Source organism: Dysgonomonas sp. HGC4 (assembly GCF_001261715.1).
Taxonomy (GTDB): domain Bacteria; phylum Bacteroidota; class Bacteroidia; order Bacteroidales; family Dysgonomonadaceae; genus Dysgonomonas_A.
The window spans coordinates 24,416-45,318 of the sequence record NZ_CVRU01000017.1; the positions used below are offsets into that span (position 1 = coordinate 24,416).

22 protein-coding genes and 5 tRNA genes are annotated in these 20,903 nt (G+C 36.1%); 7 read left to right on the plus strand and 20 right to left on the minus strand.

Features of this window, described 5'->3' with window-relative positions; genetic code table 11:
• Positions 1–57: 57 nt before the first annotated feature.
• The 18 genes from rplL to HGC4_RS01430 form a co-directional block, all read right to left on the minus strand.
• Positions 58–429, minus strand: coding sequence for a 50S ribosomal protein L7/L12 (gene rplL, locus HGC4_RS01345; RefSeq protein WP_050708320.1), 372 nt, complete (start codon positions 427–429; stop codon positions 58–60).
• Positions 430–470: 41 nt separating this feature from the next.
• On the minus strand, positions 471–983 hold the full coding sequence (gene rplJ, locus HGC4_RS01350; RefSeq protein WP_050708321.1) for a 50S ribosomal protein L10: 513 nt from the start codon (positions 981–983) through the stop codon (positions 471–473).
• Positions 984–999: 16 nt separating this feature from the next.
• Positions 1,000–1,698: a 50S ribosomal protein L1 gene (gene rplA, locus HGC4_RS01355; protein ID WP_050708322.1), complete on the minus strand. Its 699-nt coding sequence runs from the start codon at positions 1,696–1,698 to the stop codon at positions 1,000–1,002.
• A gap of 17 nt (positions 1,699–1,715) precedes the next feature.
• Positions 1,716–2,159 carry a 50S ribosomal protein L11 gene (gene rplK / locus HGC4_RS01360; protein ID WP_050708323.1) on the minus strand — a complete coding sequence of 148 codons (444 nt, stop codon included), beginning with the start codon at positions 2,157–2,159 and terminating at the stop codon, positions 1,716–1,718.
• Positions 2,160–2,228: 69 nt separating this feature from the next.
• Complete coding sequence (gene nusG / locus HGC4_RS01365) at positions 2,229–2,774, minus strand: transcription termination/antitermination protein NusG (RefSeq protein WP_050708324.1); 546 nt, start codon at positions 2,772–2,774, stop codon at positions 2,229–2,231.
• A 22-nt stretch (positions 2,775–2,796) separates the two neighbouring features.
• The gene (gene secE, locus HGC4_RS01370; protein WP_050708325.1) at positions 2,797–2,988 is read right to left on the minus strand and encodes a preprotein translocase subunit SecE; all 192 of its coding nucleotides are present in this window, start codon (positions 2,986–2,988) and stop codon (positions 2,797–2,799) included.
• Between the two features lie 18 nt (positions 2,989–3,006).
• Positions 3,007–3,079, minus strand: a tRNA-Trp gene (locus tag HGC4_RS01375).
• 56 nt (positions 3,080–3,135) lie between these two features.
• Positions 3,136–4,323 carry an elongation factor Tu gene (tuf, locus tag HGC4_RS01380; RefSeq protein WP_050708326.1) on the minus strand — a complete coding sequence of 396 codons (1,188 nt, stop codon included), beginning with the start codon at positions 4,321–4,323 and terminating at the stop codon, positions 3,136–3,138.
• Between the two features lie 100 nt (positions 4,324–4,423).
• Positions 4,424–4,496: transfer RNA gene (locus tag HGC4_RS01385), tRNA-Thr, on the minus strand.
• Between the two features lie 6 nt (positions 4,497–4,502).
• Positions 4,503–4,575: transfer RNA gene (locus HGC4_RS01390), tRNA-Gly, on the minus strand.
• A gap of 11 nt (positions 4,576–4,586) precedes the next feature.
• Positions 4,587–4,669, minus strand: a tRNA-Tyr gene (locus tag HGC4_RS01395).
• Positions 4,670–4,678: 9 nt separating this feature from the next.
• Positions 4,679–4,752: transfer RNA gene (locus tag HGC4_RS01400), tRNA-Thr, on the minus strand.
• Between the two features lie 113 nt (positions 4,753–4,865).
• On the minus strand, positions 4,866–5,165 hold the full coding sequence (hpf, locus tag HGC4_RS01405) for a ribosome hibernation-promoting factor, HPF/YfiA family (RefSeq protein ID WP_050708368.1): 300 nt from the start codon (positions 5,163–5,165) through the stop codon (positions 4,866–4,868).
• 27 nt (positions 5,166–5,192) lie between these two features.
• Positions 5,193–6,077 (minus strand): tyrosine-type recombinase/integrase, encoded by an 885-nt coding sequence (locus HGC4_RS01410; RefSeq protein ID WP_050708327.1) that lies wholly within the window; start codon positions 6,075–6,077, stop codon positions 5,193–5,195.
• Positions 6,078–6,137: 60 nt separating this feature from the next.
• A complete protein-coding gene (rpsU, locus tag HGC4_RS01415; RefSeq protein WP_050708328.1) occupies positions 6,138–6,329 on the minus strand; it encodes a 30S ribosomal protein S21 in 192 nt (63 codons plus the stop codon).
• Positions 6,330–6,552: 223 nt separating this feature from the next.
• On the minus strand, positions 6,553–7,389 hold the full coding sequence (locus HGC4_RS01420; protein WP_050708329.1) for a hypothetical protein: 837 nt from the start codon (positions 7,387–7,389) through the stop codon (positions 6,553–6,555).
• Between the two features lie 40 nt (positions 7,390–7,429).
• Positions 7,430–8,251 carry a complement C1q domain-containing protein gene (locus HGC4_RS18555; RefSeq protein ID WP_157258062.1) on the minus strand — a complete coding sequence of 274 codons (822 nt, stop codon included), beginning with the start codon at positions 8,249–8,251 and terminating at the stop codon, positions 7,430–7,432.
• Between the two features lies 1 nt (position 8,252).
• Complete coding sequence (locus HGC4_RS01430) at positions 8,253–9,059, minus strand: hypothetical protein (RefSeq protein ID WP_050708331.1); 807 nt, start codon at positions 9,057–9,059, stop codon at positions 8,253–8,255.
• 1,045 nt (positions 9,060–10,104) lie between these two features.
• Here HGC4_RS01430 and HGC4_RS01435 point away from each other — a divergent pair.
• From HGC4_RS01435 to HGC4_RS18300, 7 genes are all read left to right on the plus strand, one after another.
• Complete coding sequence (locus tag HGC4_RS01435; RefSeq protein WP_050708332.1) at positions 10,105–10,923, plus strand: enoyl-ACP reductase FabI; 819 nt, start codon at positions 10,105–10,107, stop codon at positions 10,921–10,923.
• A gap of 167 nt (positions 10,924–11,090) precedes the next feature.
• Positions 11,091–11,699: an L-threonylcarbamoyladenylate synthase gene (locus HGC4_RS01440; RefSeq protein WP_050708333.1), complete on the plus strand. Its 609-nt coding sequence runs from the start codon at positions 11,091–11,093 to the stop codon at positions 11,697–11,699.
• Positions 11,700–11,756: 57 nt separating this feature from the next.
• On the plus strand, positions 11,757–13,175 hold the full coding sequence (locus HGC4_RS01445) for a S41 family peptidase (protein ID WP_050708334.1): 1,419 nt from the start codon (positions 11,757–11,759) through the stop codon (positions 13,173–13,175).
• 194 nt (positions 13,176–13,369) lie between these two features.
• Positions 13,370–14,863: a S41 family peptidase gene (locus tag HGC4_RS01450; protein ID WP_050708335.1), complete on the plus strand. Its 1,494-nt coding sequence runs from the start codon at positions 13,370–13,372 to the stop codon at positions 14,861–14,863.
• Positions 14,864–14,997: 134 nt separating this feature from the next.
• Positions 14,998–17,442 (plus strand): bifunctional aspartate kinase/homoserine dehydrogenase I, encoded by a 2,445-nt coding sequence (gene thrA, locus HGC4_RS01455; RefSeq protein WP_050708336.1) that lies wholly within the window; start codon positions 14,998–15,000, stop codon positions 17,440–17,442.
• Between the two features lie 187 nt (positions 17,443–17,629).
• Complete coding sequence (gene nspC / locus HGC4_RS01460) at positions 17,630–18,772, plus strand: carboxynorspermidine decarboxylase (protein ID WP_050708337.1); 1,143 nt, start codon at positions 17,630–17,632, stop codon at positions 18,770–18,772.
• A 37-nt stretch (positions 18,773–18,809) separates the two neighbouring features.
• Positions 18,810–19,085 (plus strand): DUF1294 domain-containing protein, encoded by a 276-nt coding sequence (locus tag HGC4_RS18300; protein ID WP_082204031.1) that lies wholly within the window; start codon positions 18,810–18,812, stop codon positions 19,083–19,085.
• A gap of 2 nt (positions 19,086–19,087) precedes the next feature.
• On the opposite strand, the gene HGC4_RS01465 is transcribed toward HGC4_RS18300, so the two are convergent.
• Together HGC4_RS01465 and HGC4_RS01470 are read right to left on the minus strand one after the other, a co-directional pair.
• Positions 19,088–19,579, minus strand: coding sequence for an isoprenylcysteine carboxyl methyltransferase family protein (locus HGC4_RS01465; protein WP_050708338.1), 492 nt, complete (start codon positions 19,577–19,579; stop codon positions 19,088–19,090).
• Between the two features lie 20 nt (positions 19,580–19,599).
• Positions 19,600–20,658, minus strand: coding sequence for a type III polyketide synthase (locus tag HGC4_RS01470; RefSeq protein ID WP_050708339.1), 1,059 nt, complete (start codon positions 20,656–20,658; stop codon positions 19,600–19,602).
• Positions 20,659–20,903 lie beyond the last annotated feature (245 nt).

Consider the following 20,903-nt stretch of genomic DNA (forward strand, 5'->3'; position numbering starts at 1 on the left):
AACCTCCTTTCAAAGAAGGTTCTCAACCAACATCCTGATTAACAGGATCTTTTTGTTTTATTTAAGTTCAACTTCAGCTCCCGCTTCTTCCAGTTGTTTTTTCAATGCATCAGCTTCGTCTTTGCTAACACCTTTTTTCAATTCTGAAGGAGCAGCATCTACTAGATCCTTAGCTTCTTTTAAACCTAAACCTGTAAGTTCTTTAACAGCTTTTACTATAGCTAGTTTGTTTGCACCTGCAGATTTCAAAACAACATCAAATGCTGTTTTTTCTTCAGCAGCCTCTGCAGCAGCAGCAGGAGCAGCAACAGCAACAGCTGCAGCAGCTGGTTCGATACCGTATTCTGTTTTAAGAGTTTCAGCCAATTCGCTAACTTCTTTAACTGTCAAATTTACTAGTTGTTCAGCAATAGCTTTTACGTCTGCCATTTTTGTATGTATTAAAATTGTTATTACTTCTTTTGTTTAATTTATCTTTTCGATAGAGTCTCAAGTACTCCGTGGATGGTGTTACCACCTGATTGAAGAGCAGATACAACGTTCTTGATTGGTGATTGTAACAATCCGATAACTTCACCAATAAGTTCATTTTTACTCTTAACATTTACTAATGCCTTAAGATTTTCAGCTCCAATATAGAAGCTTTCTTGCACGTATGCAGCCTTAAGACTTGGTATACCTTCTTTGCTATATTTATCTATTAATTTAGCAGGAGCATTTGCTACGTTAGAAAGCATGATAGCTGTGTTACCTTTCAAGACAGGAGTCAATTCAGAATAATCAGTATCTAATGATTCTAGTGCTTTTTGCAACAAGGTATTTTTTACTACCATTAGTTTGATATCACTCTTGTAGCATTCAGCTCTTAAAGCGCTGGTTTTAGCTGCATTTAGTGTAGAGATATCAGTTAAATAAAAGTAATCATATCCTTTTATCGTAGCTGCAATGGTATCTATAATGGTGCTTTTGTCTTCCTTTCTCATAATTCCGTAGTTTTAATTAGTTTTCGTCTACTGATTTAGGGTCGATTTTAATACCCGGACTCATAGTGCTAGAAAGAAATACACTCTTCACATAAGTACCTTTTGCCGAACTAGGTTTCAATTTGATAAGCGTATTGATAAATTCTTTAGCATTATCTTTGATTTGATCAGCAGTAAATGATACTTTGCCTATAGATGCATGGATAATACCTGTTTTATCAACCTTAAAGTCAATCTTACCTGCTTTAACCTCAGTAACGGCTTTCGCTACGTCAACAGTTACAGTACCGCTCTTTGGATTCGGCATAAGACCACGAGGACCTAATACACGACCTAAAGCTCCGATTTTACCCATAATGGCAGGTTGAGTGATGATAACATCAATATCAGTCCAGCCACCTTTTATTTTTTCGATATATTCATCAAGACCAACATGGTCTGCACCAGCTTCTTTAGCAGCAGCTTCGGCGTCTGGCGAACATAATACAAGAACTCTAACTTGTTTTCCTGTTCCATGAGGAAGAGATACTACACCTCTTACCATCTGGTTAGCTTTACGTGGATCTACACCTAGACGTACATCTACGTCAACAGATGCATCAAATTTACTTGTAGTAATTTCTTTTACAAGTTCAGATGCTTCCTTAAGTGAATAAGATTTCCCTGCTTCAATTTTGCTAAAAGCTAACTTTTGATTTTTTGTAAGTTTACCCATTTCTCAATTGAAGTTTATTATTTAACATCAGGGAAAGCCCCTTTTACAGTGATCCCCATACTTCTTGCTGTTCCAGCAACCATTTTCATAGCCGATTCGATTGTAAAACAATTCAAATCACCCATTTTATCTTCTGCTATAACTTGTACTTGATCCCAAGTTACTTCAGCGATTTTTTTACGGTTAGGTTCAGCAGAACCACTTTTAAGCTTAGTAAGCTCAAGTAGTTGTATTGCTACAGGAGGATTTTTGATTATAAAATCAAATGACTTATCAGCATAGTAAGTTATTACAACTGGTAATATCTTGCCTGCTTTGTCTTGAGTTCTGGCATTAAATTGCTTGCAAAAATCCATGATGTTGATCCCTTTAGAACCTAAAGCAGGTCCTACGGGAGGAGATGGATTTGCTGCACCGCCTTTAATTTGTAATTTTAATTGTCCAGCAATTTCTTTAGCCATTTTTGTTTTAAATTTTTTTGTTTTTGTTTAAAACTTAGTGGAAAATCAATAAAAAATGCGTAACCAAATTTATTGTTCTTTTTCGACTTGTAAGTAATTCAATTCGAGAGGAGTTTTCCGTCCGAATATTTTCACCATCACTTTGAGTTTCTTTTTCTCTGCGTTCACTTCTTCAATAATACCAGAGAAGCCGTTGAATGGTCCATTATTGACCTTCACTGTTTCACCAACGATATATTGAACATCCATTTCTTCGGCTTGCTCATCTAACTCATCCATTGTTCCCAAAATGCGGTTTACCTCAGATTGGCTCAACGGTTGCGGATTAGTGGCATTTGGAAGAAAACCGGCAACATAATTAATGTTGCGAAGTTCATGCACAACTTCACCCACCAAAGCAGCTTCTATCAAAATATATCCAGGGAGGTAAGCTCTTTCTTTAAGAACCTTCTTCCCGTTACGCATGATATAAGTCTTTTCGGTAGGTATAAGAACTTGAGAAATGTATTTTCCTAACTCGGTTTTCTTTATTTCCGCCTCAAGATACTCTTTGACCTTATTTTCTTTTCCGCTAACAGCACGCAATACGTACCATTTCTTTTCGATTTCAGTCATTTTAATAAATTAAAGAGGATTATTATACAAGATTGTAAAAATACTTAAGTGCCCATTCGAAAACAGAGTCTATCCCAAATACTATTAGTGCCATAATAAAGGAAGCTATCATAACAACAACAGCACTGCTCGTGAGCTCTGTACGTGTAGGCCAAGAAACCTTGTGTACAAGTTCGTTATATGAGTCTTTTACGTATTGAATTATTTTTTTCATTACCCATTAAGAGATTTGCACGGGTTGAGAGACTCGAACTCCCGACACCTGGTTTTGGAGACCAGTGCTCTACCAACTGAGCTAAACCCGTAAATAAAGTCGGCTATATGATTATAGCCGACTTGGCTTTATTTTTTGATTAAATAATTAATCAATAATTTCTGTAATCTGACCAGCACCTACTGTACGACCACCTTCGCGGATTGCGAAACGTAGACCTACGTTACATGCTACTGGGTAGATCAATTCTACATTGATTGTTAAGTTATCACCAGGCATTACCATGTCTGTTCCTTCTGGAAGAGTGATTTCACCTGTAACATCTAATGTACGGATGTAGAATTGAGGACGGTATTTGTTGTGGAATGGAGTGTGACGTCCACCTTCTTCTTTTTTCAAGATATATACCTCAGCTTTGAATGTAGTGTGAGGTGTTACTTTTCCTGGGTGAGTTATAACCATACCACGTTTGATATCGTCTTTGTCAACACCACGAAGTAATAAACCTACGTTATCACCAGCTTGACCTTCGTCTAGGATTTTACGGAACATTTCAACACCAGTTACTACTGATTTTTTTCCTTCTGATCCAAGACCGATGATTTGAACTTCTTCACTTGTTTTGATGATACCTGTTTCGATACGACCTGTTGCTACAGTACCACGACCTGTGATCGAGAATACGTCCTCAACTGGCATAAGGAATGGTTTGTCAACATCACGTGGAGGTAATTCAATCCAAGTATCAACAGCGTTCATAAGCTCCATAACTTGGCTAACCCAAGGCTCAACACCGTTTAATGCTCCAAGAGCAGATCCACGGATAACTGGAGTATTGTCACCGTCGAAATTGTAGAATGAAAGAAGTTCTCTCATTTCCATTTCAACTAGTTCCAACATTTCTTCGTCTTCAACGATATCGCATTTGTTCATGAATACAACTAGACGAGGTACGTTTACCTGACGTGCTAGAAGGATGTGCTCACGAGTTTGAGGCATAGGACCATCAGTTGCAGCAACTACAATGATAGCACCGTCCATTTGTGCAGCACCAGTAACCATGTTCTTTACGTAGTCAGCGTGACCTGGACAGTCAACGTGAGCGTAGTGACGATTAGCTGTTTGATATTCTACGTGAGAAGTATTGATAGTGATACCACGTTCTTTTTCTTCAGGAGCATTATCAATTTGGTCAAATGATCTAGCTTCAGAGAACCCTTTATCTGCTAATACTTTAGTGATAGCAGCAGTAAGAGTAGTTTTACCGTGGTCAACGTGACCGATTGTACCGATATTAACGTGTGGTTTCGACCGGTTAAAATGTTCTTTTGCCATAATAAAGTGTACTTATTATTAATTAATGATTGCTTTTTAAATTCTTTTCTATAAGTGACAATAAATCACTTTTTATAACATTGCCTGCCGCAATCTCTAGAGCCTATGACGGGACTTGAACCCGTGACCTCTTCCTTACCAAGGAAGTGCTCTACCAACTGAGCTACATTGGCGATGAGAGCGAAAGACGGGGCTCAAACCCGCGACCCTCAGCTTGGAAGGCTGATGCTCTATCAACTGAGCTACTTTCGCGATAAAAAGAGTGGGCAGTGATGGATTCGAACCACCGTAAGCTTACGCTATCTGAGTTACAGTCAGACCCATTTGGCCACTCTGGTAACTGCCCTTTCTTTTGAGCCTCTTGTCGGATTCGAACCAACGACCCCGAGATTACAAATCACGTGCTCTGGCCAACTGAGCTAAAGAGGCATAGGCTTGATTATTCTTAAAAAAATAATCGCCGCTTCGCAGATGTGCTTTATGCGAAACGGCGACAAAAATAGAAAGAAATTTCTTAAGTCCCAAGAAAATATCAGTAATTTTTACTTAGACTGCACTTTTTCTTTGTACTTGATGAGTTGTTTCTCTAAAGCCTCTGTGCATAAATCGATTGCTTCTTCGAAACTTTCAGCTGTTTTGTTAGCGTAAAGCTCATCGCTCTTGACGTTTAGCTTTATTGAAGCGTCTTTGTTATTGCTAGTTTCGGGCTTTACAACTTTAAGTATAATATCTGCACTTAATATGTCGTCTGAATATTTTTCAAGTTTAGTAACTTTCTTTTGGATAAACTCTCTAAGTTTATCAGCAGCATCGAAATGTAGAGCTTGAATTTTAATGTCCATCATGATTCCTCCTTTTGTTTTAATAATTTATGCTCGAGGATGAGCTTTATTGTATATCTTTTTCAGTTCGTCAAAAGACGTATGTGTATAAATTTCTGTTGATGCTAGGCTCGAGTGTCCTAGCAATTCTTTTACAGCATTTATGTCAGCTCCATTATTAAGCATTCCTGTTGCAAAGGAATGACGTAATACGTGTGGACTCGCTTTCGCTAAAGTGGGAATCCATTTGAGGTGGTTGCTGACTACCCGGTGGATTAGCATGGGGTAGATTGGCTCTCCATCTTTCTTAACAAAGAAGGCGGCGGTTTGGTTCTCGAAATTATTATTGCGAATTTCTATATAGGAGTCGATCAATGCTATTGTGTTTTTACTAATAGGTATGATACGCTGTTTGTTGCGTTTTCCGGTGACTCGTATGTTTCCTGCGTAAAGATCCACATCTTTATCTGTTAATCCAATAAGTTCGGCTCTCCGCATTCCTGTTACATAGAATAGTTCGAGAATTACTTTGTCTCGGAACGATTCGTAATCATTGTCTTGAACTTCGAGATCAAGCACTTTTTCCATGTCTGAATAGTTTACGAACGAAGGTATCGGCTTTTTAGCTTTGGGTCCGCTAATTTTCTTGAGTGGGCTTATTGATGTTTGTCCCATTTTTTGGAGATAGCGATAAAATGACTTCAAAGAACTGAGTTTCCTATTTACTGATCGGGCAGATGTTTTACTTTCCATCAAGGAGATAATCCATGCCCTAACGATGTCTCCGTCTACGGATTCTAATTCTACTTCTGGATAATACGTCTCTATAAAGTTTTTGAACTGGACAAGGTCTGTATAATAAGAAATCTCCGTATGAGAAGAGTAGTTCTTTTCATAACGGAGATATTCTATATATTTATCGACTGTCGCCATTCTTTTCCTTTATGGGATGAGTGACGAAGTTATGCAATCGTTGTTATAAATACAAATGTTTTAATCTTCGATTTGGTGAAGTTTTTGTACGTATGCAGCGTGTATTCTTTGTTTTCTATTTGTAATAGAAGGCTTTTCGAAAGCTTGACGGCGTCTCAATTCTTTTACAACACCAGTTTTTTCGAATTTTCTTTTGAATTTTTTAAGTGCTTTTTCGATGTTTTCACCTTCTTTTATAGGAACAACTATCATAATTTTTTGTTTTAAATTTCGATTTGAGAAAAATTTTGTTTTGATTTTTTAAAATAACGAGGTATTCATCATTATTAATGAATAGCCCTAGATGTGCTGTGTTTCTAATGCACTTCTATACCTTATATTATATGTTACTCTAAGTATTAATCAAAACCTCCTTTCTTTTTCGGGAGGCAAAGGTAAGAGTTTCAATGATAAAAACAAAAAAAAGATCAATTTATTACATTTCGGAAATTGTTAAGGTGTTTTGAGTTTTATCTCCTGATAAAGCTTGAGTATATCCGGTTGATTGATAAATTGTTATTTTCAAGGTGCCATTTTGAGCCAGATAATGAAAACTTTTACAGGATATGGTCAATGGTACACCGTTTACACTGCTTGTATATCCTACAAGAGTGGAAGCGGTAGCAGAAGCTCCTCCATCGTGAGAAAGTTCGACTTGGCTAGTTGGTCCTGCGGTGATATTACCGATTTTGAAAACTAGAGACGATGATACAGAGTAAATTCCTGACCTTCTAGCTGTAAAGATGCCGGTTGCGGCGTTAAAATCATTGTTTTGGTCAAATGTTTTTGTCCAATTTGTAATAGGAACACCTGCTGTCCCTAAATTAATGAAGGATTGCTGTGTGCTATTTTGAGCAATAACCAATGCTTTAGGTGGTTGGTTTTGTAATGTTATCCATTTGTTGCCATCGGAGTATTGTATTGCTCCATTAGTTATTAAGGGGTTGTATCTTATTGCGCCTGCCATCGCGTCGCTGGCTGTCATTGTTGTATAGCCAATGCCAATTGCATTGTCTATTCGTGAGGTTGATCGCAGATCAATTTTTGTACTAGGATTATCAATGCCTAAGCCTAAATTTCCTTCATCGGTTAATGTTAGAATATTCATATTGTTAGAGTCAGTTATTTTTATGGTCTTTGTTGTGGATGTATTTCCTTGTGATACAATATTTATTGTTGCAGCAGAAATGTCTTCTGTGTTTATCCCTATTTGAGCATTAATATTGAATGCTATTATAATGACTATGATAAAAGAGCAAACTAATCGTTTCATATTATTCTTTTAATTTGATTATTTCTTTCGGACTGTCTGGTTATTCAGCAACAATAGCCAAGTTTGTAAATCGCTCATTAGTCCATATCTGGCAAGTGGCGCCAACATTATGAGATACATTTATGCGTAAAGTTTCACCTTTTTGCAGGGCGAATGAGCCTGAGCCTACTATGCTTGGGTAAATACTTCCGCTAGACGAGTATGCGTTGATCCATTTCAAACTACTTCTTTCAGATATCAATGTGGCTTGAATATAACTATTGGCATTCACAGTTATTGTTCGGCACAATATCATAAAGCAGGCAGTGTAAACACCATCTTTTGGTGCAGTAAATATGCCGGTCGTTGGATTGAAATTATTATTGGCGTCGTATGTTGTAGTCCATTTAGTGATAGTGGTAGAAGTGTTATTTGGAAATTGTACGGTCGCATTCCCATTGTTAGCTATAATGCAGGTTCTAGCTTCTGATGTAACTAGCGACATCCATTGTACGCCATCTGAGTATTGTAGCATTTCTGTGCTAGGGTCATATCTTATAGCTCCTGCACCAATAGTAGCGGCTGTGATTGATGTGGTGCCAATACCTATGCTTGAGTTGTTGGAAGGGTTACGAATGTCGAGTCGTGTAGCTGGTGATGAATTAAGAGAGCCAAATCTACCTAGATTAGTGGTAGTCGCTATTTCTGTAGCATTCGAATTGGTTACTTTTAGAACTTTAGCAGAAGCTGTCTTCTCTGTAGATGCAATAATGTCTAATGTTGCTAGTGGATTGATTGTGTTGATGCCTACAGTTTGCCCTATTGAATTAGTTGCGACTAGTAGCATTGAGGTTGTGCTGATAATAAAAAGGAAGAGTCTCATATTAATTTTCTATTATGGTTAAGTTGTTGTAGCCACTCTTTAATGATTTGCTTGCTGCAAGATTTTGCCAAATAGATGCAGTTAGAGTTTCGTTAGTCGTCAGATGAAAACTTGCCGAACATAAAACACTTCCGGGTAGACTCGTTGCTGCTGTGTTGAAGGTTGTGATACTTTTCATGCTCATGCCATTTGATGCTAGCCATTGTGCTTCGATATAGCTTTTGGCAGCAATAGCTCCATCGTTCAAGGTTAGAATAAGGGTGGCCGTGTAGATTCCAGTTTTGGAAGCCGTAAACACTCCAGTTGTTGGATTGAAGTTGTTGGTGTTGTCTACTGATTCGTTCCAATATTGAACTTGTGTTCTTGTATTTTGAGTGAAAGTTTGGGTTGAGCCATCAAGGTTGGCTATGACATAGGCTCGAGGAGCATTTGCGGAAAGATCATTCCATTGAGTGTTGTTTGAATAGGATAGAGTTTTCGCGTCGGATTTATACATCAAAGCTCCGGCTTTGGCATCAGATGCGCTTTGGTTTGTTTCTCCTACGGCGATTATGGGTGCAATTCCTCCATCTCTAACATCTAAGTGGGTTATAGGATTGGCGACTCCTATCCCAATTTTTCCATCGTTGAAGATTGTTAGGATTTCTTTTTCATCAGAATTTACAACTTTTAGAGCTTTGCTTGAAGCAGTATTTCCTGTAGTGATTACGTCAAGCATTGCTAGAGGGGTGTTAGTGTTAATCCCCACTTGAGCTTGGCAAAGCCCAGTGAGGAGCAAGCTGAAGATGATTGAAAAGGATGTTTTCATTTTTATAATGTTTTTAGTGTGAGTTGAATACGAAAGACAGCAGCGTGTAATCGCTACACGCTGCTGTCGAGTATAGTTGTGACATGGGTAAACGGTTGATTCATCTTGATTTTGAACGACAACAAAAAACAAACCAGCTAAACGAAAACGTTTACCGAAACAACTTGAAATGTATTTATTGGGGAAATATTGTAAAATTTGAAAGGATGCGCTATTTTTATGCGCAAACAAAAAAAGACGAAAAACTCCGTCTGTAAATTTTTTATAGTAAACCTGTTTGTTATCTAGTCTCTCTCTCTCTCTCTCTCTCTCTCTCTAGTGTTTCGACGCAAATATCCAAATCTAAAAAGTTAAATTCTAGATTGTTGTTGCTTAATATATTTGTTAATCGATATTTCATTAGTAGCATAAAAAGGTATTTTACAGAAACAAAGATAAATATTAATTTATTGCATATGCAAATATATCTATTGATTTCTTTTGTAGAATAGAGCGAATTATGTTCAGTCTATGCTAGCTTATTTGGAGTCGGTATATCAGGATTTGTGTCTGTCATTAAGTTTGTTTCAGTTGGTAGCTTTTATTCTAAGGATTGATAAAAACTGCTGCTGCTGATTGATTAAGAGTATATGTTTCAATTTTGGATAATGCCAATAAGTGGCTCTTCTGTTTTTGAAAATATAAAATATCCACTTTCCTCTTATGTATAATAGAGAAAGTAAGAAAGAGAGAACTGATATATTAATTATTGTAGCTTTTTTAGCTCGTAATATAAGTATTGAGATATCTTATTTTTAGGATGACTCTATTGAATAAAAATTGATTCGAAACTTACTTTCTCTTTTTCTTTAATTAAAAATATAGATTCTCCTTAATTGCAATGTAATAATATATATGATATGTACGTATATTGTGGGTGTAAAATGTTGATATGTATTTGTTTATGAAATTTTGTAAAAAAAGCAATCTATAATTGCACATTTTTAGTATTTTTGTGCCATTCAACAATCAAAAAAGAATATTATTCACTAATAGAAAAATAAAAATGAGTCATAACTTATTAAAGGGCAAAAGAGGTATCATCTTTGGAGCTCTAAATGAAATGTCAATAGCATGGAAAGTTGCAGAAAAAGCTGTAGAGCAAGGAGCAACAATTACATTATCAAATACTCCTATGGCTATGAGAATGGGAGAAACTAATGCGTTGGCTGACAAGTTAAAAACAGAAGTGATTCCTGCTGATGCTACAATTGTAGAAGATTTAGAGCAAGTTTTTGCTAGATCACAAGAGATTCTTGGTGGTAAAATTGACTTTGTTCTTCACTCAATAGGTATGTCTCCAAACGTACGTAAAGGACGCGATTACGATGATTTAGATTATAAGTTTTTAGATAAAACATTAGATATTTCGGCTGTATCGTTTCACAAAATGATGCAAGTTGCGAAAAAAATGGATGCAATTGCAGAAGGCGGTTCAGTTTTAGCTCTTACTCATATTGCTGCACAACGTACTTTTGCAGGATATAATGATATGGCTGATGCAAAATCGTTGCTAGAATCAATCGGTCGTAGCTTTGGTTATGTATATGGACGTGATAAAGGTGTACGTGTGAATACTATCTCGCAATCTCCTACAATGACTACTGCTGGAGCAGGTATCGGAGGTATGGGTGGATTTCTTGAATTCGCCGAAAAAATGTCACCCTTAGGAAATGCTAATGCTGAAGAGTGTGCCGATTATTGTATCGTTATGTTCTCGGATTTGACTCGCAAGGTAACTATGCAAAATCTGTTTCACGATGGAGGTTTCTCTAATATGGGATTAACTGCTGCCGTGATGGACGAGTTTAATGCAAACAAATAAGCTAGGATTTATTCCTATAATAAAAAATAGAAGGCGGTAAGCCTTAAGAGGCAGAAAACAAGCGTTTTCTGTCTCTTTTTTTTATTATATTTGCGAAGTTGTAAAGAAATGTAAAACAGTCTGAAAAGGATTCCTTTTCGGTAATAAGAAAAAGTTTAGTAATAATTATGTTAATAAAGATATATCCCGAGAATCCGAATCAGAAGGAAATCGATAAAGTTGTGAAGGTGTTGCAGGATGGAGGGTTGGTTATTTATCCGACCGATACTGTTTATGCTATTGGGTGCGACGCTCTGAATGTAAGGGCTGTAGAGAAAATTTGTAAAATGAAAGGTATCAATCCGGCAAAGAGTAATTTGTCTATTATTTGCTATGATTTAAGTAATATCAGTGAATATGCCAAAGTGGATACCTCTACATTTAAGCTTATGAAGAAGAATCTTCCAGGGGCTTTTACCTTCCTGCTTAATACAACTTCATCATTGCCTAAGATATATAAGGATAAAAAGACAGTAGGAATAAGGATCCCCGATAATAATATAATCAGAGAAATTGTAAGGATTCTGGGTAATCCGGTTTTGACAACATCTGTTAAAAATGACGATGAAATTATTGAGTACTCAACAGATCCAGAACTTATAGAGGAAAGGTATGAAAAAATAGTAGATCTTGTTGTTGATGGGGGATATGGAGGTTTAGATGCTTCAACCATAGTTGATTGTACTGATGGAGAGCCTACTATAACCCGTCAGGGAAAAGGGGAGCTAATTTGGTAGGAATAAATAAAATACGTATTTTTACACCCAGCATTAATTATAATACGTAAAGAAAATATGAGAAAGAAACTTTTTACAATACTTACTATTGTTTTAGGGACTATGTTTATGGTGTCTTGTGGCAGTGATGAGCCAAAGACAGAACCGATTACTCCAGTTGTTAATGAAGACATTTTGGGGATAATGACCAGAAATTACCTTTGGGCATTACCTACTGAACCTAATTTATATCAGGCGACAGAGCCTTTCTTTGGGTCATTGCTAAATGCAAAAGATGTTTACACTGATAATGGTAATAAGTATACATATTCAAAAATATCACCGGTAAGTGGTCAAGCAGGTACTGTTTATGATCCAGGGTTTGAGTATGCGATTAACAATTATAGAGATGATGCAAATCCAGGTAAAGTAATAACTTATTACGTAATTTTATATGTAAAACCACGTACTGTTGCTGCTGAATACCTTTTAAGAGGGTTGTATATTACAACTGTTAACGGCGAAGCCGTTACTGCTGCTAATGCACCAACATTATTATATGATGCATACAAAGATGGAAAAGCCGTTGATTTAATGATCAGAACCCCTCAGATTGTAGCAGAGAGAAAGATCACTATAACACCATATGGTAATTATGTTGAAGCTCCATTGCACACTGCAAAAACATTAACTGCAGGAGCTCAAAAAGTGGGCTATGTACTATATAATCATTTTTCTTCGGGTACTAAGACTGGTGATTATACTTATGATAATGCTTTAGCTGCTCAATTGACCAAGTTCAATAATGAAAAAGTAACAACTCTAGTATTTGATGTTCGTTATAATTCAGGCGGAAGTGTTTCTGCTATTCAGGCTTTAGGAAGTGCTTTAGTAAAGAATCGTGATACTAGTAAAGCTTTTATAGAGCAATTATTCCGAGCTGATTTAGCTAACCCAAATATTCCTTTAAAATTTTTAGAGAAAACAGGGGGAAATACTGCTATACCTAAGTTGGGCGATCAATTAGAAAAGATATATATAATTACAGGGCAATCTACTGCAGGTGCATCGGAAGCTCTTATTAATGCTTTGAAAGCATATAATAAAGAAATTATATTGGTTGGAGAGCAGACTAAAGGACGCCCTGTTGCAACTAGTAATACTCAAGATGTTACAAAACAGTGGAATCTACGAATTGCTTTGTCCTATTTAGCAGATGTAAATAAGACCTACAATTATGCGAATGGTTTTACTCCAAATCATATTATTAAAGAGGTACAAGCAAATGCTGATTTAAATGAGAATACAACTCTTTTAGGAGAATTGGGTACCGACAAAGAGATTATTCTTTCTCAAATCCTTAATATGATCAAAGGAAATCAGTTTGAAGCTGCTTCAGGTACAAGATCTGCAGGAATTGACAAAGAAGTGAAAACTTCATTATCTAGAAGACCAGGATCTAATGAAACTTCAGTAGAATTGATCGATCTTAATTAATAAAATAAGACTTAGAATTTAAGTAATATAGAAAAGTGGCGGAATCTTTATTGATTTCGCCACTTTTTGTGTTTCTAAGTGTATCGTTTTCTTAATTTTGTAAACAAAGATTAAATCTTTATATTTGCGATAGTCTGTAAATCACAAGACAGCAGATATAATCAATCCGAAGAGTCATTCTAAAAAAGATATTTATGAAGATCAGATATTCGTTATTACTAATGGCTTGCATGAGCCTGATCACCTTTACTTCTTGTGAAGATAAGGATGATGAAGACAATAATGGAGGAGGGAATTCTTCATTGTCAGATAATGAATATGTCAATAAATGGATTTATGAGCAGATGGATGAGTGGTACCTGTGGCGTGATCAGATGCCGAACGAAAGTAAGCTTAATTTAGATCAGGATCCGACAGCTTTTTTCAATAGCCTATTGTATGCCCGTGAAAGCACAAAGGGATATACATTCTCTACAATAGAAAGCACTCATGATAATATGTTGAAATCAGCCAGTCTTGATAATAACGGAGTATCGTCTGATCTGGGTTTTGAATATATTCCGGCTAGAACATCTTTAGCTGATTCTCCAATTGCTTTTATTGTGGTTTATATAAATAAAGGAACCAATGTGGCGGCTCAAGGAGAGCTCAAGAGAGGAGATGTTATTTTTAAAGTGGACGATCAGGCAATCACGATGAATAACTATCAGACAATCTTGTATCAAAATAAGTCTAGTTATAAATTGGGCTTTGGCAATAATTTGCCAGCTAAAACAATAACGATAACTTATAATTATGAAGAAAATCCGATATTTTTGGATTCTATTTATGTTGAGAATAATAAAAAAATAGGTTACTTGGTTTATAACTCCTATAAGATGGGAGATAAGTCGTCTCGCGTTTATGATGTACAGATGGCTCAGATATTAACTAAGTTCCAGCAACAGGGAGTTACAGATTTAGTATTAGATTTACGTTACAACTTAGGAGGCTATCTCGAATCTGCCAAAGTTTTGTGTAGTGCATTGGTTCCTAATAGAAGTACTAAGAATATACTTCAGATAAGTGGTTATAACTCGGTTAAGCAAGCACAAATAGAAGCTATGTCTACAGCTGCAAAAAACAGTTATTTATATGACTATTTTACTGATAATGTTGTAAATTTCAATACCGGAGGCACTTTAACTTCGATACCTAAGCTAGGAGACCAATTGAAGAATATCTATATCATCGGAACGGGTAATACAGCATCAGCAAGTGAGATGACTATAAATGCACTGACTCCGTACATTAAAGAAGCAGGTAAGAAAATTGTTCTTGTAGGAGAAACAACAATGGGTAAAAATGTAGGTTCATCTCCTCTTTCTAAGGATAATGATACTCGAAATACTTATGTGTTGCATCCAATTTCATTTAAAACATATAACAAAGATAAGGAGTCTAATTATGATGCCGGATTTGATCCGGATATAGATGCAGATGACTTTGAGTTGTTATTTACTCAAGGAGGAATGAAACCTTTAGGTGACAGGAATGAAACCATGCTAAATGTTGCAATTTCGAGTATTACAGGAGCTAGCAGAACTCGAACGGCAGCAGTAAGTACTGGTAACTATAAGAAATTACCAGGCTCTTCCTTAGAGCATAAACCAACAGCTTATCAACTGATAAGCAATAAAGGGAATTAAATAGAATCATTTAATACTATATTTTAGAGTTGTAACAATACAATTGTTATACCTACTTGGAAATAAATAGGTCTGAGACCTTTTATCAGAATCTTTGAAAGAAAAAAGAATAAAATTTTAGACAAGACAGAGCTATGAAAGTAATGAAATTTGGCGGAACGTCTTTAGGTTCTGCTCAAAACATATTGAATGTAAAGAAGATAATAGATGCCGAGAAAGGCTCTTTAGTGATTGTCGCGTCTGCTTTTGGAGGAATAACGGACAAGCTAATGGCTACCTCTTTGCTTGCTGCAGATGGTAATGCCTTGTATGAGACTAGCTTTAAAGAAATAATAGAAAGACACCTTACGATAATTCAGGAGATACACTTTGATAAGAAGGTTGAGGCTGATCTGGTATCGAAAATTAACGTTCTATTGGATGAGCTTAGTAATATATTCAAGGGGGTTTATCTGATAAATGATTTGTCGCAACGTACATCCGATAAAATAGCAAGTTATGGAGAGAGACTTTCTTCTCTGATTGTGAGCTATGTTTTAGGTGATTTTGAATATCTGGATGCTATTCAATTAATAAAAACGAATTCAGCTTTTGGAAAACATACCCCTGATATAGAACTTTCGAGTTCTTTGATAAAGAATGCCTTTGCTACTTCGTCGGGTAAAGTATTAGTTGCCGGTTTTATCTCAGCATGCAAATCTCGAAATGAGATTACCAATCTGGGTAGAGGTGGTTCAGATTATACAGCTGCTATATTCGCTTCGGCTTTAGATGCTGATGTGTTGGAAATATGGACAGATGTGGATGGCTTTATGTCTGCTGATCCTAAGGTGATTAGTGGGGCTTATGTGATAGAACATCTGACATTTACCGAAGCTACAGAATTATGTAATTTTGGTGCAAAGGTGATATATCCGCCTACAATATTTCCGGTCTATCATAAGAATATACCTATTCGTATAAAGAATACTTTCCATCCAGAATTACCCGGAACATTCATATCTCATGATGGGGGTGAAAATAAGCGTAAGGCATTGATAAAGGGTATTTCTTCCATTGATGACACCTGTCTGCTTACGGTTCAAGGACTGGGTATGGTTGGTATCATTGGTGTCAACTACCGTATATTTAGAGCTTTGGCTAAAAATGCGATTAGTGTTTTTTTAGTATCACAAGCATCATCCGAAAACAGTACATCAATTGGGGTTCGTTCTGTGGATGCCGATTTGGCGGCACAAGTGTTGGAAGATGAGTTTGCGAACGAGATAGCTTTGGGTAGTATCAATAGAGTACAGTTGGAGCGAGATCTGGCAACGGTTTCTATTGTTGGAGAAAACATGAAATATACTCCCGGTATTGCAGGGAAACTATTCGAAACTTTAGGTAAAAGCGGTATTAGTGTAGTTGCTTGTGCTCAGGGAGCTTCGGAGGTAAATATCTCTTTTGTTATTAAAAATAAATATTTGAGGAAAGCTCTGAATTCTATTCACGATTCATTCTTCCTATCAGAATATAAGGTTTTGAATTTGTTTATTGTTGGAGGTACGGGTATTGTCGGAGGTCATTTAATTGAACAGATAAAAAAGCAGCAACCTAAATTGAAACAACAATATTCTCTCAAATTGAATGTGGCCGGTATAGCAAACGGACGTAAAGCATTGTTCTGTCGTGAGGGTATTGATCTGGATAATTATAGAGAACTTTTGGATAAAGAGGGCATAACCAGTTCTCCAAGTATCTTACAGGATAAGATATTGGATATGAATATCTTTAATGCCGTATTTGTTGACTGTACAGCAAGTGAGGCTGTTGCGTCGTTATATGATGGATTGTTGGCAAATAATGTATCGGTTGTTACTGCAAATAAGATTGCCGCATCTTCTCCTTATGAGAACTATTTGAAATTGAAAAATACGGCTCGTGAGCGGAATGTGAAGTTTTTATTTGAAACAAATGTAGGAGCAGGTCTTCCTATTATAAATACAATGAATTCCCTTACCAATTCGGGAGATAAGATTATAAAAATAGAAGCAGTATTATCAGGTACGCTTAATTTTATATTCAATACTATAAGTAAAGATATTCCATTTAGTAAGGCTGTAAAGATGGCTAAGGAGGCAGGATATGCCGAGCCCGATCCTCGTGTTGATCTATGTGGACAAGATGTAATCCGTAAATTGGTTATTCTGAGTCGTGAAGCCGGTCATAAAGTGGAACAAAAAGATGTAAAAGTGAAACTTTTTGTGCCTCAGAAGTATTTTGATGGAACACTCAATGAATTTTGGAGTAGCATCAATGAAGTAGATAAAGGCTTCGAAGAAAGACGTCAGAATCTGGAAGCTGAAGGGAAACATCTTCGTTTTGTAGCTAAATATGAAGATGGTGAATGCGGAGTTGGTTTACAAGAAGTAGATATGAGCCATCCGTTCTATGAACTGGAGGGAAGCAACAATATAATTCAGATTACAACCGAACGTTACAACGAGTATCCTATGATTATAAAAGGATATGGGGCGGGAGCAAGCGTTACTGCTGCCGGAGTATTTTCAGATATTATAAGTATTTCGAATGTGAGATAAATGCTTATGTATCTTTTTATTCCTTACCTAGGTGAAAGAATAATTATAGATTGTGAATCTAATATATAGTTATTGTTTCATAATAGTAATAGCTGAATAAAGCCTCAAAATTGTTTTATCCGATCAAAAGGATAAAGCAATTTTTTTATTAATATCTTTGTATTCTCAAATAAGTTATAAATAAAAAATGATAGAAATACATAAAGTACCCTCGCCATGTTTTGTGATGGAAGAGGAATTGTTACGTAAGAATTTATCGTTGATAAAATCGGTAAAAGATCGTACAGGTGTCAATATAATATTGGCATTTAAGGCTTTTGCTATGTGGAAGTCTTTTCCTATTATCAGAGAATATATACCATATTCTACTGCTAGCTCGGTGTTTGAAGCGCAGTTGGCTTATGAGGAAATGAAGAGTCCGGCACATACATTCTCGCCCGCTTATACAAATGAAAATTTTCCAACATTTCTAAAATATAGTAATCATATTACATTTAATTCTTTAACTCAATTTGAGAGATTCTACCCTCAGGTTGAAGCTGATGGAAATAAAGTGTCGTGTGGAATACGTATCAATCCCGAATATTCGGAAGTTGAAACAGATTTGTACAACCCATGTGCTCCCGGCTCTCGTTTTGGTGTAACACCTGAAGCTTTGGGTAATTGTTTACCTGAAGGTGTTGAGGGATTGCATTTCCATACGTTGTGTGAGTCTTCTTCTTATGATTTGGAAAAGACATTAAATGTAGTGACAGCTAAATTTGATAAATGGCTTAAGCAAGCTAAATGGTTGAATATGGGTGGTGGACATTTAATGACTCGTGATGATTATGATGTAGAGCATCTTGTTAAGTTGTTATTGGCTTTAAAGGAGAAGTACCCGCATCTTGAAATCATAATGGAGCCGGGAAGTGCTTTTGCTTGGCAAACCGGTGTTTTGGTTTCGACGGTTATAGATGTAGTGGAGAATCAAGGAATAAAAACTGCAATTCTGGATGTTTCTTTTGCGTGTCATATGCCCGATTGTTTAGAGATGCCATATAAGCCAAAAATCAGAGGAGCATACCACGATCCGGTGGAAGGTAAGCCTACTTATCGAATGGGAGGTAATAGCTGTTTAAGTGGCGATTTTATGGGTGATTGGTCTTTTGACGAACCTCTAGGAATAGGAGATAAAATTGTATTTGAGGATATGATTCATTACACCATCGTTAAGACAACAATGTTTAATGGAATATCTCACCCGGCTCTTGCTTTGTGGCATCAAGATAACAAACTTGAGATATATAAAGAATTCGACTATACAGATTATAAGAATAGAATGAGCTAATTGGGATGAAAGTCTAAAATCAGTATAATTTAATTATATGTATATCTTCTATTTTCTGATTATCTGGAATATCGTTGTTTTCTTTCTATATGGATCGGATAAACGTAAAGCAAAGACTAATAAGTATAGAATTAGTGAAAAAACATTGCTCCTTAGTTCCTTTTTATGGGGAGCTATAGGAGCTTTTTTAGGAATGTATGTCTTTCATCACAAGACTAAGCATGTGAAGTTTAAAATTCTTGTTCCAATATTCTTAATTCTCAATTGTATCTGTTTCTACTATTTCCGAGATTACCTTTTGATCAAATTATAAGATTAAAGATTCAGAGCTTTGTTTTCTTCTCTGATTCTTAAAGCTAACATTAATCCATTGAGCAAAGTAAAGATAATTGCTGTGTAATACAGATGAAATATAAGGGGTATAATTACGATTTCGGCAATGACTATAATATAATTAGGATGTTTAATGTATTTATAAGGACCTTTCTTTACCAAAGGAAAATGTGCTACTCGATAGATCTTTGTATTCCAGAATTTACCCAGTGAAAAAATAATCCAGACTTTTAAAGCCAAGAGCACAAAAAATAAAATAAGCAGCGGCAAACTATAAGCTGACACTCCAACAATGGAGTATTCAATAATTAAAGAGATAATAAAAAGGATGTGAAGTGCTACAATGAAAGGGTAGTGCTTTTGTCCATATTCTATTGCCCCATTTTGTAACAACCATTGTTCATTCTTTCGGGCAAGGAGTAGTTCTGCAATCCGTAATAGGATAATAAATAAGATAAAAAAGGTAAATATCATACTGTAAAGTGTTGTGAAGTTTATTTTCTCATTTGAAGTAAAACCATCTCACAAGAGAAGCCGGGGCCCATTGACATCATTAAGCCATAACCATTCTCAAAACCTTTACTAAAGAATTTTTCTAATACGTACAATACGGTCGAACTTGACATATTACCATAACCTTGCATTATCTCGCGTGTGGTTTTCAGAAAATCGCCCTCTATGGCAAGTGCTTCCTGATAAGCTGTGAGTACTTTTTTACCTCCCGGATGGAAGATGAAGTTCTTAATATCCGCTAACTCTAATTGATTCTTAGCCAAGAATGAAGTGACGTCGTTTCTTACATTCTGAGCAATAATAGAGGGGATGCCGGATGAAAATAAAACTTTAAAGCCATTGTTTCCAAAGTCCCATCCCATAATATCAAGAGTGTCAAAATATAACTTACTTTGATTATCTACGAATGTAATTTCATTTTCTTTTTTTGTATGGTTGTCTCCCATGATGAGGCAGGCTGCAACTCCATCAGCAAATAAGCTGGCTCCTATAAAGTTACTTTTACTGAAATCATCACGCAGAAAAGTCAAAGAGCATAATTCGGCAGTAACCAAAAGTACTACAGCATCGTTATTAGCTTTTGCTAAAGTACAAGCTTTTGCATACCCTGAAACACCGCCTCCACAACCTAACCCAAAAATAGCCATATGATTGATATGCTGATTAAGTCTCATTTTGTTGATTATAAGTGCATCCATACTAGGCGTGGCTAGGCCGGTGGTAGACACAAAAATAATATCGGTAATATCATCTTTGTTGATTTGTGCAGAAGATATACATTTTTCAATGGCATCAACGGAATATTCGAGGGTTAGCCGAATATATTCGAGATTCTGATCTTGAAAAGTATGTACTTGGGAATAGTAGTCGAGTGGTTTGCAAAGATTTCTTGTTGCAATTTCTGTATGATCGAACGTACTTAGCATTCTTTCTACTTCGGGAAAGGACACAGCAAATAATTTTTTCGCATATTCCTTTACGTCTTGTTGATCTGTTTTGAAAGGGAAATCTATTTTGGAGATTGCTGCTAATGAAGGCATGGTTTTCTTGTTTTATATTAAGTAACAGTAAGTATTAATGCAATGTTGTTGTATTAAACAAGTAACAAGAGAGAATAGTTCTGTTTTTCGTCTTTAAGATTCTTTTAGTCAGGGTGTTTCTTTTTGTAATAAAGAGTTGATGTGTGGTGGATTATAATTGTTATTGCCTAAAAAATAAAAGGACTTCGGATAATAAGCCATTATATCCGAAGTCCTTTTATTTTATCTTTTGCTGTCGGTCACTT

Coding starts and splice junctions, on each gene's coding strand:
- HGC4_RS18300 (WP_082204031.1), top strand. CDS start 18,810: ATGTATATCTTCTATTTTCTGATTATCTGGAATATCGTTGTTTTCTTT.
- HGC4_RS01450 (WP_050708335.1), top strand. CDS start 13,370: ATGAAGATCAGATATTCGTTATTACTAATGGCTTGCATGAGCCTGATC.
- rplJ (WP_050708321.1), bottom strand. CDS start 983: ATGAGAAAGGAAGACAAAAGCACCATTATAGATACCATTGCAGCTACG.
- HGC4_RS01420 (WP_050708329.1), bottom strand. CDS start 7,389: ATGAAACGATTAGTTTGCTCTTTTATCATAGTCATTATAATAGCATTC.
- thrA (WP_050708336.1), top strand. CDS start 14,998: ATGAAAGTAATGAAATTTGGCGGAACGTCTTTAGGTTCTGCTCAAAAC.
- HGC4_RS01465 (WP_050708338.1), bottom strand. CDS start 19,579: ATGATATTTACCTTTTTTATCTTATTTATTATCCTATTACGGATTGCA.
- HGC4_RS01440 (WP_050708333.1), top strand. CDS start 11,091: ATGTTAATAAAGATATATCCCGAGAATCCGAATCAGAAGGAAATCGAT.
- rplL (WP_050708320.1), bottom strand. CDS start 429: ATGGCAGACGTAAAAGCTATTGCTGAACAACTAGTAAATTTGACAGTT.
- HGC4_RS01430 (WP_050708331.1), bottom strand. CDS start 9,059: ATGAAAACATCCTTTTCAATCATCTTCAGCTTGCTCCTCACTGGGCTT.
- nspC (WP_050708337.1), top strand. CDS start 17,630: ATGATAGAAATACATAAAGTACCCTCGCCATGTTTTGTGATGGAAGAG.
- secE (WP_050708325.1), bottom strand. CDS start 2,988: ATGAAAAAAATAATTCAATACGTAAAAGACTCATATAACGAACTTGTA.
- nusG (WP_050708324.1), bottom strand. CDS start 2,774: ATGACTGAAATCGAAAAGAAATGGTACGTATTGCGTGCTGTTAGCGGA.
- HGC4_RS01410 (WP_050708327.1), bottom strand. CDS start 6,077: ATGGCGACAGTCGATAAATATATAGAATATCTCCGTTATGAAAAGAAC.
- rpsU (WP_050708328.1), bottom strand. CDS start 6,329: ATGATAGTTGTTCCTATAAAAGAAGGTGAAAACATCGAAAAAGCACTT.
- HGC4_RS01445 (WP_050708334.1), top strand. CDS start 11,757: ATGAGAAAGAAACTTTTTACAATACTTACTATTGTTTTAGGGACTATG.
- HGC4_RS01435 (WP_050708332.1), top strand. CDS start 10,105: ATGAGTCATAACTTATTAAAGGGCAAAAGAGGTATCATCTTTGGAGCT.
- rplA (WP_050708322.1), bottom strand. CDS start 1,698: ATGGGTAAACTTACAAAAAATCAAAAGTTAGCTTTTAGCAAAATTGAA.
- rplK (WP_050708323.1), bottom strand. CDS start 2,159: ATGGCTAAAGAAATTGCTGGACAATTAAAATTACAAATTAAAGGCGGT.
- HGC4_RS01470 (WP_050708339.1), bottom strand. CDS start 20,658: ATGCCTTCATTAGCAGCAATCTCCAAAATAGATTTCCCTTTCAAAACA.
- hpf (WP_050708368.1), bottom strand. CDS start 5,165: ATGGACATTAAAATTCAAGCTCTACATTTCGATGCTGCTGATAAACTT.
- HGC4_RS18555 (WP_157258062.1), bottom strand. CDS start 8,251: ATGAGACTCTTCCTTTTTATTATCAGCACAACCTCAATGCTACTAGTC.
- tuf (WP_050708326.1), bottom strand. CDS start 4,323: ATGGCAAAAGAACATTTTAACCGGTCGAAACCACACGTTAATATCGGT.